Consider the following 16,992-nt stretch of genomic DNA (forward strand, 5'->3'; position numbering starts at 1 on the left):
AAATAATTTTTAAAAAAATTATATTAAAAATGAATATTATTCTATTAAAAAAATAATTTTGTAAAAAAAATAATACCAGAATCAGACATGGTTAGATAAATATTGTCCTCCAAAACAAAATGGACAAAAAAAATCATATATAAAATTATTTAATGTGATTTGAAATTATCATATCTTCAAGACCCAAGTCAAAAATCAGCCGTCTGAGATGCCTTTCTGAATATACAACCCCAAATTCATTTTTTATCTCAATTTTAATTTCCTGAACACTGGATAATCCTTTTGAAATAATATTTTCCCTTAAAACTTTAAATTGAAGGTCAGACAACTTTGAATTTCTCCCAGACCCTTCCTTTCTAAATAGACCATCAAAGCCATTTTCATTCCAATCTTTAACCCATTTATAACCTGTTTGAGCAGTTTTTCCTCTTTTTTCCATGGCAGATTTTACACTACTATCGCAATAAATTTCTTCAATAAATGTAACTTTTTCATACAAATCCACAAATTTCTGCAAATCTCTTTTAACCTTACGAATTTCAGAAATGGGAACATCTTTATTAATATTAACCTGCCTTGCCATAAAATATATTTCTGATAAAATATTATAAAAATTTTTTGTCAATGATGTTACAAAAAAATAGTATTTACCGCAAATTAAAAATTAATTAAAATCAGCCAAAACATGCAAACAAAAATTTCAAATAATTAACGAAGAAAAATATTTTCTTTATACAAAAAGTAACCTACAACCTATTAAAATCGGTCAAATCAAATTCCACATGACTAATCCCCATATTCCTCATCAAAAGGAATGAATCCACAATTAGGACAAGGCGCTTCAAAAACATCACAAGGATAACCACAATTAGGACATTTATCCATTTCATCACCCAATTAATTAACAATATTCGACAGTCTTAAATTTTTCTTCATTTCTTTGAAACCCAATAAACCTATCTTAATCAATATAATATTCTCAAATAAATTATAAAATTCTTTGTAATACCATTGAAAAAAAAAGAGAATAAAAAAAGTAAAAAAAGTCCAAAATTATATTTGGACAAGTCTTTCGTCAGTATTGGATCGAGTCCAGCCACCACCCATATTTGAGTAATAGCCATTCATTTTTGTTTTAGTGGCTTTGCTTAAATTATATTTAAGTTTAACAATCAAACCAGAAGTGTCATAATCATTGAAGCAGGTTTTCATATATTTAACTGTCAACCAATTGGTTGGAATGCCATGACTTCCAACATCATAATCTCCTGAAGGATTACCTACCAAAACTTTTTTACCATCTGCACTTATATCTAAAATAGCAACATAATGATACCAAGTATGGAAAATTAAAGCACAACCACCTTTTTTAAGAGCATCTAAAGCTTTATCAAATGAACTTTTATAATAATAGGAACATTGCATATTATATTTCTCTAACGCCCTTTTCAAACCACTAGTGGATGAGCCATCCTCATATGTTGTACCTGCTTTTACACCCAAATGCCATTCATTGACATAATTTCTTAAAACTTGACTACACATACTAGCTGATGTTGGACCGCAAGTATATCCTGTATCCTGCACATCCCTCACTTCAGGATAAGTGTAAGATTTTCCTTTAAGATTTGCAGTAATTTGACTTGGCCAGTACCCATATTCATTTTTAAGAACAATTTTGGTATTGATTGCCCTTTCAATTACATTCCATTTTTCTCGGACAATCACATGTTTATATTTAGGTTCAGATTTTGTTTTGAAAAATACATATTTAGACAATTTATTTTTCAAATATAAACAATATTTATCCTTCTTAATAACTTCAAGATATTGAGATTTTAAAAGAGTGTATTTCATGTCTCCATCGCCCCTAATAAAACTGCCTGGCAAGTAATCAATATCAGGAGCGCCATTTTTAAGTGGAACTTTATCTGTATAAGGGTTTCTAACCTCTCCTTTTATTCCTGTAACATTTTTAAAAGCAGATGCTCCCCCTACATCACTTCCACCACCAAAAGTAACTTCAATCAAATAAGTTTTAGTACCTAATTTAGGTTTTATTACAGCAATACCTTCGGAATTTGTTTTTTTAGTCCATTTTTTATTACCTATCTTTATTGTCAAAGTTTTAGCTGAAATTGCATCAGCATAAGCACTTCTTAAATAAATCTTCAAGTATCCATTAGTTAGCAGTATATCATTTCCAATAAGAATTGAAGTTGGCTTAAGAACATTTATTGTGAATTTTTTTGAAACAGAATTATATTTGTCAGTACCTTTAAATGAAGCAGATACAGAATAGGAACCTGGAGCTTTTGAAATTTTAAGACTTGCAATTCCATTGGAATTAGTAACCGCATTATAAACAGTACCATCTAATTTAAAAGTCACATTAGCATTTTTAATTACATTTTTATTTGAATCCTTTAAATAAATTTGGAAATATTTTCCTTTAATAACATTATTACTAACAGAAGTAATAGTAGAATTTAATTTTACTTTTTCATCATTTTTTGCATTAAAATAAGTATTATCTTGACTTAAATCTTTATTAAGAGTATCTGAATTATTATTAGAAGACATTACATCTTCATCAACATTGCTTAATTTGTATACATCATTGTTTTCGACTGCAATTGAATCATCAGCTTGACTTAATCCCAAATCAGTAGAATTAACATCACCAGCAGAAACAACAGCAACACTAAACAAAGCAACGATTAAACAAATTATGAGCAATTTCGTTTTTGAAATCATATTTTCACCGAAATTATTCCAATCCTAAAATTTTTGCTGAATTTTCATATAGGATTTTGTTTTCTTCATCAGGAGTCAAACCGATTTTATGGAAAAGTTCCATTTCACTTTCTGCTTCCCACATAGGATAATCCGTTCCCCATAAAACCTTATCAACCCCATATTTATAAATAAATTTTTTTGCATCTTGGGAAGACAACTCATAAAGGCTGGAACTTAAATCCACATAAAGATTTGGAGTTCCTGAAAGTTTTTCAGTCGCTTCTTTCCAAACACTCCAGCCTGCAAAATGAGCTCCAATAATTAACATGTCAGGAAACTTATCAAGAAATGGTTTTAGTTGATCAGGATTTGAATAATTGTATCTATAATCCCCACAATGAATTAGAACAGGCACATTACCTTTATTAATAACTTCACCAAGTTTGAAAGCCTTTTCTTCATTTAATGCAAATTGCTGGAAATCCGGATGGAGTTTAACTCCTTTAAGTCCCAAACCAATCAAATGTTCAAAATCGCCTTCGATATCATCACTATCAGGGTGAAGAGTTCCAAAACCTGTAAACAAATCAGGATTTTCTTTTACAACACCACTAATAAATTCATTGATTGAACGTACCTGCTTTGGGGTTGTTGCAACGGAATGAATCAAATAATGTACAACACCCACCTTGCTTCCATCTTCTATGAGATTATCAACTTTACCATTTAAAGACATGTCTAAATCATAAAAATCCCTAATTCCCTTAACTGCCTTTGAAGCAATTTTTTCAGGATAAATATGACAATGAGCATTTATTACTTTTTGCATATTTTATAACCGCCATACAAAAAAATTGATTTATATGTATAAGATTAGTTTTTAATCATTTATAAAAATAATGTTTAAATTGATAAAAATTAATTAAAAAAAGTAATATCAATTATTTTAAAAAAATAAACATTTAAATCCTTTTTAAATTTTTAAAATATTAAAAATGAAAAAAGATAAAATTCATAGACATATCAATACCTTTAATCCAGTTAATGCCTTAAAATAACTTATTTTAATATATCTATGATTTACATTAAATTCGAATCAAAATATTAAATGAATGCGTTATAACATGAAAAATATCAAATTACAGTCAACAGCCATCAGTTTTGAAAGAAATTTTGTAAATGGGGAATTTATTGTATTTGAATGGTACAGACTTATTGATAACTTTTTAGCCAATAACATTATTCATTAGCATGAGTCAACACACAAGAAAGAAAACTATTTTCTTGCTTTACCCACACGACGAGCGATAACCATTTCACCAACAGATATCAAACCTGCAAAGAATTTTTCCAAACCACCAGTAGCCCAAATGGCTTCACCAAATGTGGAATTCATAATGTTTTCTTCATATTCCTCAGCAGAAATCTTTACACCAGTAGTTTTTTTAGAAACTAAAGCAGATGCAGACATTAATTCGTCCCAGGTTACACCTTTAAGCTGATGTTGCATTGCTTCATATAACTTATATACTTTAACGTCATATAAGTCAGATAATAATTCTACAATATCACATGCCCTAATCATACCTATTACTTGATTATCATCATTAACAACAGGTACGGTAACGAATTTATTGTTTGCGGTCAATATTACTGCTTTTCTTGCAGGATCCATTTCATGAACAGTAGCAATTTCTTCATACCCACTCATGATTTCAGATATTTTTTCATTTCCTTCCCTTAAACCCCTTGTAATGTCAAAAGATGTTATCCATCCCACGAGTTGCTTGTTATCATTAACAACAGGACAGGTAAAACGTCTAATTTCTTCCATTACTTTTGAAACTTCAATAATATTATCATCACAGTTCAAATATACAAATTCTTTATCCATTAACTCTTTTGCTCTCATAAAAAACCCCCATTTTTATTCTATTTCAATTCGTTTTAATGCACCCACAGGACAATGATTAGTGCATTCAACACATCTTATACATTTATCATTGTCAAGGACAACTTCTCCATCGATTAACTCAATAGCCCCTGTCGGACAATTTTCTTCACATAAAAAGCAATTTACACAGGATTCATGATTAATATCAATTTTCCTGCCATGTACAATCGGACCTAGATACCTGTCAAGTTCAATTGCATTGCTGTTTAGTGAAATTTCAGCGCATGCTCCACATCCAATACACATTTTTTCATTAATATATGGATATAACTCATTTTCAATCAGTTCAATGCCTAAATCCATATCTAAATTCTCAAAGAATTCCTTAAATTCCATCGTGAATGCATTTGTCGGACATAAATTAGCACAATCATCCCAATTATTATCAATTGAATAATCAATTGAAATACTATTCATCCTAACTACCCTATGAGGAGACCTGACGTTACTCAAGTTATATTCAATAACATCACTTTCATCCTCACTGTTATAAACAACTGAATTGTCAATTAATTTAATAGCTGAAATCGGACAATTTTGTACACATATTTCGCATTTGACACATTTATCAGTTATTTTAGCTATTCTAAATATATTAGCTGGTTCGATTGCATTAACTGGACATGCTTCAACACAGGTATTACATCTTACACATTTAGGCGCAACGGCGATAATTTCCTCATTAACACTAAAGTCATTTAGTTCAAATTGGAAATCCTCTCCATCGTCATCTAATTCAACAGATTTCAAAAGAACTTCACGTTCCAAATTTTTCATCTGTTTAATAAAAGATACATTCATATTATTACCAACTAACTAATTTATTATCATTAACTTATTTAAAAAATTCATCCAACTCTTTTGCAGTAGGGAACTTATCCATCCCGAAACCCTGAATGGCTCTGCTGGCCACCCAATTTCCAATTTTACAAGATTTTTCCAAATCATATCCTTTCAAGAAGGAATATAAAAATCCACTGTTAAAACTATCCCCTGCACCAGTGGTGTCAACAGCTTCACATTCATATGCTTCAGCAAAACATTCTTCGGAATTATTTATTGCAAAAGCACCTTTGGAACCTTGCTTTACAACAATGGTGTCAATTCCCAAATCCAAAAGATTTATAGATAATTCCTTTAAATCAGCATCATTATCATTACATAACAATCTTAATTCAGATTCATTGATAAGCAAAATATCAGTTCTTTCAAGAATTGGTTTTAACTCATCAAAACCTTTTTCAACGTACAGCATTCCAGGATCAAAGCTCAAAAGAGTCTCTTTATTTAATTTTTCCAAAAGCTCTATTTGGGTTTTAAATGAATCACCAACAAATGAAGTGTAATGCATGATTTTACATCGCATAATATTTAATGGATTGATTTCGCCAATTTCAATTTCATCATTAACCCCCGGAGAGATGTAAAGGCATCTTTCACCATTCTTATCAACAAAACCTATGCATTTTCCTGTAGAACCTCTTTCGGAGTAAATTAAATTATTTGTATAAACTCCATTAATTGCCAGATTATATTCTATCAAATCACCATCTTCATCTTCGGCAATTTTTCCAATGATGGATGTGGAACATCCCAAACGTGATAATCCAACAATAGTATTAGCTGCAGAACCACCAGGAGTATCAGTCTCATCTGTAATAAAGCTTTCTTCATCATAAGAAACAATTTTATCTACAGAATAAAGCTTATCGACATTCAAAGCTCCGAATCCAATTATTTCTGCGTTAAGATCATTATCAAAAATTTCCATTTTAAAACCTTACTTTAAGATATCTAATAAATTTATATTTTTATCCCCTAGTTTGCCTTCAAAGTTACCTGCAGAGATTTTTACTACTCCATCAAATTCCAAAGCAGCATCAATTCCAGCCTTAATAGCTTTGTTCATAGATTCTTCACTGATTGCATTTACAACAATTTCAGGAATATAATTAACACCCTCTGGAACTTTAGATTCTTCACCTAAAGTCTCTTTTAAAGATGGGCAATAAACGTGATTAGTAGTGGGGCCTATTTCTGGAAAATTGGTTTCAGGCTTTGAAGCTGCAGAACAAATTTCAAATGGTGCAGTAGCCCCTTCAACTTCCATTATTGCATTGATAACGGCATCACCTGCTTCAAGAACAGCTTCCTGAGTTGAGCACAAATACCAGAAATTACCACCCATTATTCCATCATTAATTTTGAATTTTTCTTCAATCTGGAAATCAGGAACAGCAATTGGAACATTTATCATTTTCCTTCCGTATTCTTCCACAATCCATTCATAACCATCACCACAGTGCCCTACAATGTCCATCATTTCAATGTATTCATCACTGTCTGAATCAGAATAATCAAATATACGGGTAAATGGCTTGACTAAAACGTCCTGTCTCAATCTGTAGGATAATTCAAATGCAAACTTGTCTACATCATCGCCACCTAACCAGTATTGTACTATAGCACCATACCTTCCATCAGGAGTTTGACTTTCATCCAAAAATCCCTCAACACCACCTTCAACTCTACCAATAACAGCACTTGGAGTTGAAGTTGAATCATATGCTGCCCTTTTAACAATTTCCTTTGTAGGTCCTGTGATTAAAGCCCTTACATATTTTCCTTCAAAGGCTTCAAAAAAGGTGTCTTCAACTTTATCATAATTCATTCTATTACCTTCTATAAATTTAACCTAATCCTCCAATATCCTGACCTCTAATGTTATTTCTCATGTCTTTACTTATTTTTAGGATATCATCGAAGTTATTTTCATCTATAATTTTAATTAAAGGATAATTTTCATTGCTGAAAATATCAAAAAACTTATTTTTTATTTCCAAATCAATATTGAATTCATCAAATAAATCCATTAAATTATTTGACCCATTATACTTTTCAATGAACTTTAAAACATTATTTTTATTACTTTCTGAATAAATATTAGCTATAACACAAGTTGCAATCGCACTTGGAGATACAATAGCAATTTCTGCAACTTTCATAGGATATTCATTACCATTGAATGAAATGCTTATGCCATTATTTTTCCTTGCAAAAGCCAATGGCTCAACATCAGTTATGCTGTCTCCAATGTACAATATTTCACCCGTATCGATTCCATCCCTTTTAATTATCTCATCAATAGCTAACTTTTTGCCTTCCCCACCAACAACATCTATTTTTTTAATGTTTTCATAGAGTTCCATCTTTGGGATTTCGCCAAAAAAGATTTTGTCAAAAAGTTCATAATCATTAGGATTTTCCAATATTTCCTGTTTAAATTCAATTATTTTTTCAATTTCATCATCATTTAAATGCAATGCATCTACATCCACTTTTGTATAAAATGTATTTTCAAATGGAAACTCCATATAATTAGAAAGTGCTTCGATATATTGGCCATAACTAGTACTAACTATATAAGTATTCATAGCTTTCTTCAAATATTTCAAAAGGAATTTTGAATCGTTAACTGCATAAATATTATTCTGTGAAAAATCAATCAAATCGGAATTTTTAATACCTTCACAAACAAAGAAAGGTAAAATTAATTTTAAAGTATTGCCCGCCTTATAATTATCTTTTTTAACGACATCAACCAAATAATCATCATATAAACTTAGAATCTTAAATAGTTCTCCCCCATCTTCAATGAAATGAGCAGATACCTCAAAAGCATTATCATTTAAAGTTAACGGACCTTCACAATCAGTAATAAATGATTTTTCAAACATAATCTCACCTAAAGTTAACAATCCTTATTGCATTAAGAGGACAAATCGCTTCACAATTTCTACAGTAAATACATTTTTCACTGTCAAAATCAATCTTATCATCATTTAATGTTAATGCTCCAGTAGGGCAGTTTTTAGCACAGATTGCACAAGCCTGACATTTGGTGCTTGAAAGTGAAAAATCACCCAACCTCTGATAATGCAGATAAGACCTTGCATAATACAAATCAGTATCCTTGCTGTAGAAATAATCATCATAAGCTCCAATAGCATCAAATTTACATTGTTCTACGCATTTACCACAATAGATACATTTATCATTAATTTTTATTGGATTTGGACCGTCAAGCTCTATTGCTCCAACCGGACATACATTAAAACAATCACCACATGCAATACACTTGTTTTCATAGACTTCAATGTTTCTATCCATCAAGTAAGACCCAAAGAGTTTTGAGAATTTATTTACTTCAATGCTTGAAGCCAGACTGATTTTGAGTTCTCTTTCCATCAAATCGTTTACCTTATACTCAATGAAATTTTCAAAGTTTTGGTCATTGAATTCCAAGGCTATTGACTTTCCAACTTTTTCAAGAACCTTGTTTAAACTTATCAAATCAAGAGACAACTGTTTCATATCATAATCTATAATACTTGACACAATATCAAACGATTTGATTTCACTATACATCTTATAAGCTTTTTTACGTGAGGAGTACTTGATTGCTGTTGAAGGACAAGAGTGCATACATTCTTCACATCTTGCACAATAACCAGGATTAATATAAGGCAACTTATTGGTTCTTCCGACATTTATTGCACCCATTGACGGACAAACACGAGTACATGTCATACACCCAATACATTTGTCCTGATTTACAACAATTGCCTTACCTCCTTTAACCGTTTTTGGAAGCAACTGACCATATTTGATTGCATCAGTTGGACAGACTCTAAAACAATATCCGCAACGGATACAAGTATCCTTATCAATTTCACTGTGAGGTTCCTGTTTTCCGTCAGCAACAATATGAATAGAACCGTTTTTACATGCTTGAACACAGGCACCACAAGCTTTACATAATTTGACATTGATGTTTGGAACGTTTTCCTTTAAAGGAGGATCCATTTTTACATCAAGAGAAATTGCATCAAACGGACAAGCATTACGGCACAATACACAACCAAAGCAAGTATTTTTTAATTTAATAAGATTGTCATCCTCATCCAAATAGATTGCATCAATAGGACATGACTGAAGACAAGGTTTATCTTCACAGTTTGCACATTTTGTTTGATCAACCAAATAATCAACATCAACGTGTCTTAATGGTCTTGGTGTTTTAGTATAACTATCAATCATAACACTCACTCCATAACAATATTCTCATTTAAATTAGATGCTTTTACTGTTGTATGAATAATTTTGCCATCTTCAATAGAGAATTTGGCAATGAAATACTTAATTACTGAAAATGGACAAGTTTGGTAACAGATACTGCAACGTAAACATTTATCCTTATCCCTTACGATTGTATCTTTGCTTTCATCGAATGTAATGCAACCTGTAGGACATTCAGGAACACAAAGTTGACATTTTTCACATTTAGATTCATCCCAATCGATTATTCTAATTTTAAGTCTATTTACTGCATTTGTGATGATTTCCAAGGAGATTTCCTCATCAGGAATGATTTTTAATGCTTCATCCCATATCTCGGAAAGAGGAACATCGTACTGTAAAAGACCGTCTTGCTCTAAAGACCTCAAATCCTCTTCCTTACCATTGATATAATCTTCAAGATAATTTACGGTTAAAAGAATTAGGTCTTTTTGGTCCTGTAAATTTTCAACAAACACACCTTTCATAGCACCATTAACAGGACATACCTCCAAACATTCACCACAGGAGATGCACTTAAGCTGATTAACATGAAGTTTATCATTAACAATCTCTATTGCATCAACAGGACATTTTTTCATACATTTCTTACATTTGATACATAAATAATCATCAACAATGTACTGTCTTTTAGATGGAATAATATTGAATTCAGGTAAAATTAAATGATTCAAACCACATTCCAATGTTTTCGGGTCAGTAGGGCAAACTTCAGCACAAAAACCACAACGTATACAGGCGCCCGGATTTATTACCGGATAAGTCATTCCTTCAGATTCCTCACTATCCTTTTCTCTGACAATTTTGATAGCATTTGGTGAAGGACAAGAAACAGTACATGCTCCACAACCTATACAATATTCCTTGTTAACTTTTGGGAAATCTCTAAAACGTTCAGGCTTTTCAACGATTTCATGTTCTGTTTTTGCATTTGCAAATGCATCGGTCCATGCTTTTCTTGCAAAATCATAAATATACCACATTAGAGATGACATTTATCTCACCTCATCCCATTTTTTGATTGATGTTTTGCCTGCTTCATTAGTAATGGCCACTCTTTCAGCACAGGCAACACAAGGATCACTTGTGGCATAAGTTGCAACAGCATCCGCAACTGTCGGAACATCACGAATCATATATTTTGCACAAGAATCCATATTTGCAATACTTGGAGTCCTGATTGAAATGTTTTTAATCAAACTTCCATTGGTTTCAATCATATATGTAACTTCACCACGAGGAGCCTCATTTTTACGCATTGCATAACCTGATTTTAAATCAACAGGAGTACGAATATCACCATCAGGCATGTTTTCAATAGCTTGTCTAACTAAACTAATTGATTCAGGAATTTCATCAAATCTAGTTAATGTTCTTGCGTAATTATCTCCTTCAGTTCTTCTAATAACCTTAAAGTCAAAATGATCATCATAAGTGTAATGGCCTTTTCTGTAATCTTCTTTAACACCAGAAGCTCTTCCAATAGGACCTACCGCCCTTCCCTTAATTGCTTCTTTTTCGGACATGTAACCAATGCCCTTGCATCTCAAGGCAAGTGCAGGACCTTCGGCAAATAATGCACGTGTTCTTTCAAAACCTTCCTCAATTTTTTTAAGATTTTCCAATATAGGCTTGAAATGGCGTTCATCTGCATCCATTCTCACACCACCAACAACATTCCATCCCATATTGACCCTATTTCCAGTTAACAGTTCAATAGAATCCATTGCATATTCTCTTAATTCCAAAACATGCATAAATAAGGTTTCATGATCCATTGATTTGAAAAATGTGGAATTTCCAAGCAAGTGACTTTGAATTCTATCTAATTCATTTGTGATAACTCTTAAAAATTGAGCCCTGAGCGGAACATCAACATCAGAAATTTGTTCAATTGTTTCTGCGAAGGTCTGGGTGTGTTCATATGAACAAATACCGCAAACACGTTCTGAAAGATAAATTCCTTTCTGCCAAGTTTTTCCTTCGATTATCTTTTCGATACCTCTGTGAACATATCCATATTCAATTTCTGCTTTAACAACTCTTTCACCTTCAGTTTGAAGTTTGAGCCTGATAGGTTCTTTTAAAGCAGGATGAATTGGACCAATAGGCACTATCATTCTTGTTCCCTCCCACGATCTGCAATAGCTTGTGGACCAACAGCCAGAATAGCTTCCAATATTTCACTAGGTCTAGGCGGACATCCAGGAATAGCTGCTGCAACTGGAATAAAATCTGAAGCAGGAGCATGAACATGACCCCCTTCTTGATTAAATACATCACCAGACTGCGGACAGTTACCCACCGCTACTGCAATTTTTGGTTCAGGAGCTTTATCATAAACTCTTTTTAAGTTATCAACCCACTGTTCTGTAACAGCTCCAGTCAATAACAAAACATCAGCTTCACGAGGATTGTTGTGAACATAAATACCATATTGCTCTAAATCATATCTTGGAGATAATAATGCAACACATTCAACGTCACATCCATTACATCCACCACAATTTACGATACAGACATGAATTGAGCTTTTTCTCACAGCATCCTTAATCGCATTTAACATTGTACTCCCTCTTTAATTTCAATAAAATAATAAACATTAGTTTTCAGCTTCTTTTTTTAATAATTGGAATAATTCTAATTTTCCCTCTTTAACGGCATCTTCATAGGATTTGCCGTTTTTAATTTCCTTGACCAATTGCATTTTTAAATCTCTTCCTGACTCTCTTGGAATAACCTCCAAAGTGTCAATAAACCAACATAATTTCAAATCTGCATTTAATTTTTTGTATAGGCAAATATCTTTAGCGGATTCCCATGTTGCATGCAAAGCTTCAAGAGAAGACATGTCAAACAAATCAAAGAAAATTTCTTCAACCTCATCAACAGTACAATCGAAATCTTTGGAAAGAGGAACGATTATGTCTCTTTGCCAAGCATAACTCTTGATAATTCTTTTTTGCATTAACTCCAATTTTGCATCATCATCCATCTTATCACATCATACTGTCAATTTTAATAATAAATATAATACAACTGCCACAATTAAACCTAAAGCAGTTTCTTTTCTACCATAGCCAGGTCTTTCTCCCATTACCAAACCACCAAGGAGAAAACCTATAGCTGCCAAAACGACATTGCCTGCATTGAATGCAAGACACCAACCGATAATTGATACTGCAGCTGAAGGAATATTAAAGTCAGGCACTGCAACATATGGTTCGCCATGCTTTTTATAACTGTAAAGCAAACCAAGAATTGATCCAACAGCAAATGCAAGTATATAAATCATATAATCTAACATAATATCTCCTACATTGGTTTATAAAGTAATATAAATGAACAAATTATTGCTATGAAAGTTATAACAAAACATAACTTCTCAATACTTTCTATTTTATGTGAAAAGTTCCCGCGTGCCAGTAATACAAATATTGATAAAATAACCCCTATAATCACTATCGGAGCAAGAGTAGTTGAGTGCAAGAATGTTGCTAGAATTCCAACAACTATTATGCCGACAGCAACTAATGCAGTTAAATAAACAATTACGTCTTCACTATTCATGCCACCACTCCTGTAAATATCATTAAGATTGTTCCAAAGAAGCAAATTGCTCCAATGGTAATTTGAGTCATAACAGAATGATTTGGACTTAAAATTGGTGTTGTAGCATTAATAAATCCTGTAACAAATGTTATTGCAATCATTCCTATTAAATATCCTACAGCATTCAAAGGACCAAAGAATATTGTTAAGAATACCCAAAGCATCACATACCAAGCAACTGACTCTGAAAACAGCATGAATCCTCTTAAAAATCCAAAGTGTTCTGTTTCAAATCCAGAGATTAATGCTTTATCTTTTGTAATTGCAAACGGAGAGTATGGAGATTTGGTAATAATTAACATGAAAAACATTAAGGCTGCAAGTGGAATTGAAAATATTAAAGGACCATGTACTGACTGATAAGCAATTATTTCACCAATATTCATTGTTCCAGTTACCAGATAAACAAATACGATAGCTGCAAACAAAGGAAGTTCTGTTGCCGCTGAAAGTACTGCCCTTACACAGCTTAACTTACCATATGGTGAACCTGAACTTGAACCGGAGTTATGCTCCACAATTTTATAAACAGCATAAACACCAAACAATATCAATAAGGAATCATGAGCTACAGGACCAACAATGACCCCTACAATCCAAACTAATGCCAAAATAAACACAATACCTATGTAAAATACTTTAGATACAGTTTTTGGAATTGCAGTCTCTTTAAAGAAAAATTTCAAAGAGTGTATCAGATGCTGGACGATAGGTGGACCTGGACGTTTCTGAACACGAGCCATGATTTTTCTATGCAATCCTAAAAGCAGACTTCCTGCTAGAAATGCAATAATAACCTGAATTAAAATTTCTGCCATTAAATTCACAATACCACCTTAATATCCAGTAAATGGTTCTTTCACCCTTTCTTCTGCATCTTCAGGTTTTGGTTTAGCCATTGTTAATAAACCTAAAGATAAAATCCATAATGGAATACCGAAAATAGCTATTGTGTATACAATCCATGCTTCAAAGTTTATAACCAAACAAGCAAGAATAGCTATTGTTGATAAAACCAATAATATAATACAAATATTTTTTTGACTATCCATACTCACCACTTACCACAGTACCAATAATAATATTTCAACAGCCCTTACAATAATAAATAATGAACTTAAGTGAATAATAACAATAAATGGAGAACCTGCTGTCCTGAACATTTCTGCTTTACTTGCGAAAAATGGCGCAACTCCACTTTCACCCAAAATACCAATCAACATCAATACTGCACCGAATACAACCATCGGATTTGCAGGCATCTGAGACAGTACTGCAAGAGATAATGTACCAGTTGCCGCCAAAATAATAGCTGCACCACCGAATAATGGCAAACTACACATCATTGCAATCAAACCATAATTGAATGCTGAATTTAAAACAGTGGTTTGTTTTACAGCTGATACAATACCAATATTTAATATACCAACCAATGCCATGAACAATGTGAAATTAAACAAATCCCCAGTAATCATTGCACCGGCAGATGCAATACCGCAAAGTATTGATAAAAATCTTCTTTGTTTGAATTCTTTTGGACCAACTTTAACTTCAGTATTATTTAAATTGTGCATAGTAGCTTCAATTTGGGTTTCAGGTTTACTTAATGCAATCAATAAAGTAAAGCCCAATAAAACTGCAAAAAGGAACAGGTTGAATGGTGTAACATACAATACGATATCTCCAAGCGGAATTGTTCCAAGTAAATTTCCTCCAAGTGTAACGAAATCCATATAACTCACCTACTCCTTATCCATATCCTCTCTCATAAGCAGACCAATCAAGCCTACTTTGGAAGCTACTTTTAATAATAATCCACATGCTGCAAGGAATAAACTTAATAACCAATATTGTGGTGCTACAAAGAACAATAAAAATCCAATTATCCATAAACACCAGGATATTCCGGAAACTCCAGCAATACCATCCAACATTAGTACAGGAAGTCCTCTTGCTTTTTTAGACAATGCATATAAAACAATTCCTCCACCGGCTACTGCTCCTCCAGTAAAACCAGTCAAGAAAATACCATAGCCAATTAAAACTAATGCAATAAAATTAGGTGCAGTAGTCATGATTTCCATATCTAAAGAAAATGGCTGTGGAAATATTGAAGAAGATTTAGATAGATTTCTTCTAGGGTCTTGTTCTATTATACGCATTTCACGAGTAATCAAAATTTCAGAAATCGCCAAGGTTTCAGCCAATTCTACAACCAAACCAGGTAAAATTAAAGCTTCCGCCAAGTCAGTTCCAACAGCAGATACGACAAATATCATGGCAAGACCTACCAAATCAGTCAAGATAAGAATGTGAATTTCTTGCCTTTTCATTGCGATTGCCATTGTTGCAATGAATCCTACAATCAAACCTGCATAAATTGCCGGCAGATACATTGTTAAAAATGCTTCAGGAACATACGGAGGTATAAAAAGCATCAGTTATCCCTCCTCAATTGTTTTGATCTGGCTTTTAAGTCGTTGACCTTGACTTCATTGGCAACTTGTGTAGATTCATTTATGGCTTTTTTAACATCTGCCTTTATCTCCTTTTCATCATTTTTTCTGTTCATAGTATAATTAATAGACAACCATGAAGCAATAATGAATGACATCATCAGAATACTGGATTCCAAAATAGTATCGAAACCTCTAGTATAATATAATATTTCATCTATAAGTCCTCCAGGAGATGAATAAATTGATGTTCCGAAATACGGAGATATTGATGATATCCATTGCGCCGGAGGAGACATATATCCTGTAATCATTCCCAGTTCCGCTGCATTATCAGGATACTGAGGTTTGATTATGCCTGGTTGTGATAAAACCTCCCCTCCTCTGTCATAAGGAGCGATTGCTAAGCCTTCATCCACTTGAACCTGTGGAGCAGGCCTAGGATATAATTGATCTGGATTTAAAGCCATAGGCACTATAAGACCAGCTATCAGAATTATTCCCAAACTGAATGCGAAAAGACGAGGAATATTTTTTGGGTCAGCTAACTTATTCCATAAAACTCCAATTCTCATACATCTGCCCCCATCTCTTCTAAACGAATAATTGCTCTGAATAGTATTAATGAGATAATTACAGTTGTTGCAAGTAAAGTCAGTAATGCTAAAACATGATTATAACACAATAATACCAAACAAACACCAATAGATGCAACTTCAGTGTTGAATGTTCTTACAATCGGATCATTTACTCCAGGACCCCATGCAGTAGCTAAACTTCCCACTATAGCCAAGAAAATACCAAAGTAAAAGAATATTTGAACATCAATCATTGCAACTCACCACTTTTTACCTTGTTTTTTCTAATTTCATTAATTTTTACAATAGCTAAAATGAATACTAATGTTGATAGTGGGCCTGCTAGTGCCGCAAACAATGCAACATCCAAATATTTGAATGCAACGATGACTAAAACAAAACCCGCATCAAGGATTGAAAACATTATAACTTTGTCTAATGGTTTCTTCAGAAGGATTATTCCAAATGCACCGATAACCATTAAAGCTATTGCAATTATTGATACAATTTCCAT

The 16,992-nt window shown here is 32.7% G+C and carries 23 protein-coding genes; 2 read left to right on the forward strand and 21 right to left on the reverse strand.

Annotated features, from left to right (window positions below; genetic code table 11):
* Window positions 1-145: 145 nt before the first annotated feature.
* The 3 genes from UIB65_RS09620 to UIB65_RS09630 all read right to left on the reverse strand — a co-directional run bounded on the left by UIB65_RS09620 (window position 146) and on the right by UIB65_RS09630 (window position 3,568).
* Window positions 146-583, reverse strand: a complete 438-nt coding sequence (locus UIB65_RS09620; RefSeq protein ID WP_330041232.1) for a helix-turn-helix domain-containing protein — start codon at window positions 581-583, stop codon at window positions 146-148.
* 470 nt (window positions 584-1,053) lie between these two features.
* On the reverse strand, window positions 1,054-2,757 hold the full coding sequence (locus tag UIB65_RS09625; RefSeq protein WP_330041233.1) for an Ig-like domain repeat protein: 1,704 nt from the start codon (window positions 2,755-2,757) through the stop codon (window positions 1,054-1,056).
* 13 nt (window positions 2,758-2,770) lie between these two features.
* Window positions 2,771-3,568 carry an amidohydrolase family protein gene (locus UIB65_RS09630; protein ID WP_330041235.1) on the reverse strand — a complete coding sequence of 266 codons (798 nt, stop codon included), beginning with the start codon at window positions 3,566-3,568 and terminating at the stop codon, window positions 2,771-2,773.
* Window positions 3,569-3,863: 295 nt separating this feature from the next.
* On the opposite strand from UIB65_RS09630, the gene UIB65_RS09635 reads away from it, so the two are divergent.
* The gene (locus UIB65_RS09635) at window positions 3,864-3,989 is read left to right on the forward strand and encodes a hypothetical protein (protein WP_330041236.1); all 126 of its coding nucleotides are present in this window, start codon (window positions 3,864-3,866) and stop codon (window positions 3,987-3,989) included.
* Between the two features lie 26 nt (window positions 3,990-4,015).
* On the opposite strand, the gene UIB65_RS09640 is transcribed toward UIB65_RS09635, so the two are convergent.
* Genes UIB65_RS09640 through UIB65_RS09690 form a run of 11 tightly spaced genes read right to left on the reverse strand, consistent with a single transcriptional unit; the run spans window position 4,016 to window position 13,139 of the window.
* On the reverse strand, window positions 4,016-4,651 hold the full coding sequence (locus UIB65_RS09640; RefSeq protein WP_330041239.1) for a CBS domain-containing protein: 636 nt from the start codon (window positions 4,649-4,651) through the stop codon (window positions 4,016-4,018).
* A 15-nt stretch (window positions 4,652-4,666) separates the two neighbouring features.
* Window positions 4,667-5,494, reverse strand: a complete 828-nt coding sequence (locus tag UIB65_RS09645; protein ID WP_330041242.1) for a 4Fe-4S binding protein — start codon at window positions 5,492-5,494, stop codon at window positions 4,667-4,669.
* 34 nt (window positions 5,495-5,528) lie between these two features.
* On the reverse strand, window positions 5,529-6,464 hold the full coding sequence (locus UIB65_RS09650) for a carbohydrate kinase family protein (RefSeq protein WP_330041244.1): 936 nt from the start codon (window positions 6,462-6,464) through the stop codon (window positions 5,529-5,531).
* A gap of 9 nt (window positions 6,465-6,473) precedes the next feature.
* Window positions 6,474-7,364, reverse strand: a complete 891-nt coding sequence (locus tag UIB65_RS09655; RefSeq protein ID WP_330041246.1) for a formylmethanofuran--tetrahydromethanopterin N-formyltransferase — start codon at window positions 7,362-7,364, stop codon at window positions 6,474-6,476.
* A gap of 19 nt (window positions 7,365-7,383) precedes the next feature.
* Window positions 7,384-8,430, reverse strand: a complete 1,047-nt coding sequence (locus tag UIB65_RS09660) for a hypothetical protein (protein WP_330041248.1) — start codon at window positions 8,428-8,430, stop codon at window positions 7,384-7,386.
* A gap of 4 nt (window positions 8,431-8,434) precedes the next feature.
* Window positions 8,435-9,802, reverse strand: a complete 1,368-nt coding sequence (locus UIB65_RS09665; RefSeq protein WP_330041250.1) for a 4Fe-4S binding protein — start codon at window positions 9,800-9,802, stop codon at window positions 8,435-8,437.
* Complete coding sequence (locus UIB65_RS09670; protein WP_330041252.1) at window positions 9,799-10,827, reverse strand: 4Fe-4S binding protein; 1,029 nt, start codon at window positions 10,825-10,827, stop codon at window positions 9,799-9,801. The genes UIB65_RS09665 and UIB65_RS09670 overlap by 4 nt, the downstream gene beginning before the upstream one ends.
* Window positions 10,828-11,952 carry a nickel-dependent hydrogenase large subunit gene (locus UIB65_RS09675; RefSeq protein WP_330041254.1) on the reverse strand — a complete coding sequence of 375 codons (1,125 nt, stop codon included), beginning with the start codon at window positions 11,950-11,952 and terminating at the stop codon, window positions 10,828-10,830.
* Window positions 11,949-12,398, reverse strand: coding sequence for an NADH-quinone oxidoreductase subunit B family protein (locus tag UIB65_RS09680; protein ID WP_292605648.1), 450 nt, complete (start codon window positions 12,396-12,398; stop codon window positions 11,949-11,951). The genes UIB65_RS09675 and UIB65_RS09680 overlap by 4 nt, the downstream gene beginning before the upstream one ends.
* A 36-nt stretch (window positions 12,399-12,434) precedes the next feature.
* Window positions 12,435-12,827, reverse strand: a complete 393-nt coding sequence (locus UIB65_RS09685) for a DUF1959 family protein (RefSeq protein ID WP_330041258.1) — start codon at window positions 12,825-12,827, stop codon at window positions 12,435-12,437.
* 9 nt (window positions 12,828-12,836) lie between these two features.
* The gene (locus UIB65_RS09690) at window positions 12,837-13,139 is read right to left on the reverse strand and encodes an energy-converting hydrogenase subunit EhaL family protein (protein ID WP_330041260.1); all 303 of its coding nucleotides are present in this window, start codon (window positions 13,137-13,139) and stop codon (window positions 12,837-12,839) included.
* A 51-nt stretch (window positions 13,140-13,190) separates the two neighbouring features.
* Here UIB65_RS09690 and UIB65_RS09695 point away from each other — a divergent pair, with 51 nt between their 5' ends.
* A complete protein-coding gene (locus UIB65_RS09695; protein WP_330041262.1) occupies window positions 13,191-13,379 on the forward strand; it encodes a hypothetical protein in 189 nt (62 codons plus the stop codon).
* A gap of 19 nt (window positions 13,380-13,398) precedes the next feature.
* Here UIB65_RS09695 and UIB65_RS09700 read toward each other — a convergent pair whose 3' ends face one another.
* From UIB65_RS09700 to UIB65_RS09730, 7 genes are read right to left on the reverse strand one after another with little or no spacing between them, the layout of a single operon-like run.
* Window positions 13,399-14,271, reverse strand: coding sequence for an NADH-quinone oxidoreductase subunit H (locus tag UIB65_RS09700; protein WP_330041264.1), 873 nt, complete (start codon window positions 14,269-14,271; stop codon window positions 13,399-13,401).
* A gap of 9 nt (window positions 14,272-14,280) precedes the next feature.
* On the reverse strand, window positions 14,281-14,496 hold the full coding sequence (locus tag UIB65_RS09705) for a DUF788 domain-containing protein (RefSeq protein WP_330041266.1): 216 nt from the start codon (window positions 14,494-14,496) through the stop codon (window positions 14,281-14,283).
* A gap of 9 nt (window positions 14,497-14,505) precedes the next feature.
* A complete protein-coding gene (locus UIB65_RS09710) occupies window positions 14,506-15,177 on the reverse strand; it encodes a hypothetical protein (RefSeq protein ID WP_330041267.1) in 672 nt (223 codons plus the stop codon).
* A gap of 9 nt (window positions 15,178-15,186) precedes the next feature.
* Complete coding sequence (locus tag UIB65_RS09715) at window positions 15,187-15,882, reverse strand: EhaG family protein (RefSeq protein ID WP_330041269.1); 696 nt, start codon at window positions 15,880-15,882, stop codon at window positions 15,187-15,189.
* On the reverse strand, window positions 15,882-16,475 hold the full coding sequence (locus UIB65_RS09720) for an EhaF family protein (protein ID WP_330041271.1): 594 nt from the start codon (window positions 16,473-16,475) through the stop codon (window positions 15,882-15,884). The genes UIB65_RS09715 and UIB65_RS09720 overlap by 1 nt, the downstream gene beginning before the upstream one ends.
* The gene (locus UIB65_RS09725; RefSeq protein WP_330041273.1) at window positions 16,472-16,732 is read right to left on the reverse strand and encodes an EhaE family protein; all 261 of its coding nucleotides are present in this window, start codon (window positions 16,730-16,732) and stop codon (window positions 16,472-16,474) included. The genes UIB65_RS09720 and UIB65_RS09725 overlap by 4 nt, the downstream gene beginning before the upstream one ends.
* Window positions 16,729-16,992 (reverse strand): DUF2108 domain-containing protein, encoded by a 264-nt coding sequence (locus tag UIB65_RS09730; protein WP_330041275.1) that lies wholly within the window; start codon window positions 16,990-16,992, stop codon window positions 16,729-16,731. The genes UIB65_RS09725 and UIB65_RS09730 overlap by 4 nt, the downstream gene beginning before the upstream one ends.

It is taken from the genome of Methanobrevibacter sp. (genome assembly GCF_036307625.1).
GTDB lineage: Archaea > Methanobacteriota > Methanobacteria > Methanobacteriales > Methanobacteriaceae > Methanocatella.

Coding starts and splice junctions, on each gene's coding strand:
- UIB65_RS09620 (WP_330041232.1), bottom strand. CDS start 583: ATGGCAAGGCAGGTTAATATTAATAAAGATGTTCCCATTTCTGAAATT.
- UIB65_RS09625 (WP_330041233.1), bottom strand. CDS start 2,757: ATGATTTCAAAAACGAAATTGCTCATAATTTGTTTAATCGTTGCTTTG.
- UIB65_RS09630 (WP_330041235.1), bottom strand. CDS start 3,568: ATGCAAAAAGTAATAAATGCTCATTGTCATATTTATCCTGAAAAAATT.
- UIB65_RS09635 (WP_330041236.1), top strand. CDS start 3,864: ATGAAAAATATCAAATTACAGTCAACAGCCATCAGTTTTGAAAGAAAT.
- UIB65_RS09640 (WP_330041239.1), bottom strand. CDS start 4,651: ATGAGAGCAAAAGAGTTAATGGATAAAGAATTTGTATATTTGAACTGT.
- UIB65_RS09645 (WP_330041242.1), bottom strand. CDS start 5,494: ATGAATGTATCTTTTATTAAACAGATGAAAAATTTGGAACGTGAAGTT.
- UIB65_RS09650 (WP_330041244.1), bottom strand. CDS start 6,464: ATGGAAATTTTTGATAATGATCTTAACGCAGAAATAATTGGATTCGGA.
- UIB65_RS09655 (WP_330041246.1), bottom strand. CDS start 7,364: ATGAATTATGATAAAGTTGAAGACACCTTTTTTGAAGCCTTTGAAGGA.
- UIB65_RS09660 (WP_330041248.1), bottom strand. CDS start 8,430: ATGTTTGAAAAATCATTTATTACTGATTGTGAAGGTCCGTTAACTTTA.
- UIB65_RS09670 (WP_330041252.1), bottom strand. CDS start 10,827: ATGTCATCTCTAATGTGGTATATTTATGATTTTGCAAGAAAAGCATGG.
- UIB65_RS09675 (WP_330041254.1), bottom strand. CDS start 11,952: ATGATAGTGCCTATTGGTCCAATTCATCCTGCTTTAAAAGAACCTATC.
- UIB65_RS09680 (WP_292605648.1), bottom strand. CDS start 12,398: ATGTTAAATGCGATTAAGGATGCTGTGAGAAAAAGCTCAATTCATGTC.
- UIB65_RS09685 (WP_330041258.1), bottom strand. CDS start 12,827: ATGGATGATGATGCAAAATTGGAGTTAATGCAAAAAAGAATTATCAAG.
- UIB65_RS09690 (WP_330041260.1), bottom strand. CDS start 13,139: ATGTTAGATTATATGATTTATATACTTGCATTTGCTGTTGGATCAATT.
- UIB65_RS09695 (WP_330041262.1), top strand. CDS start 13,191: ATGAAAGTTATAACAAAACATAACTTCTCAATACTTTCTATTTTATGT.
- UIB65_RS09705 (WP_330041266.1), bottom strand. CDS start 14,496: ATGGATAGTCAAAAAAATATTTGTATTATATTATTGGTTTTATCAACA.
- UIB65_RS09710 (WP_330041267.1), bottom strand. CDS start 15,177: ATGGATTTCGTTACACTTGGAGGAAATTTACTTGGAACAATTCCGCTT.
- UIB65_RS09715 (WP_330041269.1), bottom strand. CDS start 15,882: ATGCTTTTTATACCTCCGTATGTTCCTGAAGCATTTTTAACAATGTAT.
- UIB65_RS09720 (WP_330041271.1), bottom strand. CDS start 16,475: ATGAGAATTGGAGTTTTATGGAATAAGTTAGCTGACCCAAAAAATATT.
- UIB65_RS09725 (WP_330041273.1), bottom strand. CDS start 16,732: ATGATTGATGTTCAAATATTCTTTTACTTTGGTATTTTCTTGGCTATA.
- UIB65_RS09730 (WP_330041275.1), bottom strand. CDS start 16,992: ATGGAAATTGTATCAATAATTGCAATAGCTTTAATGGTTATCGGTGCA.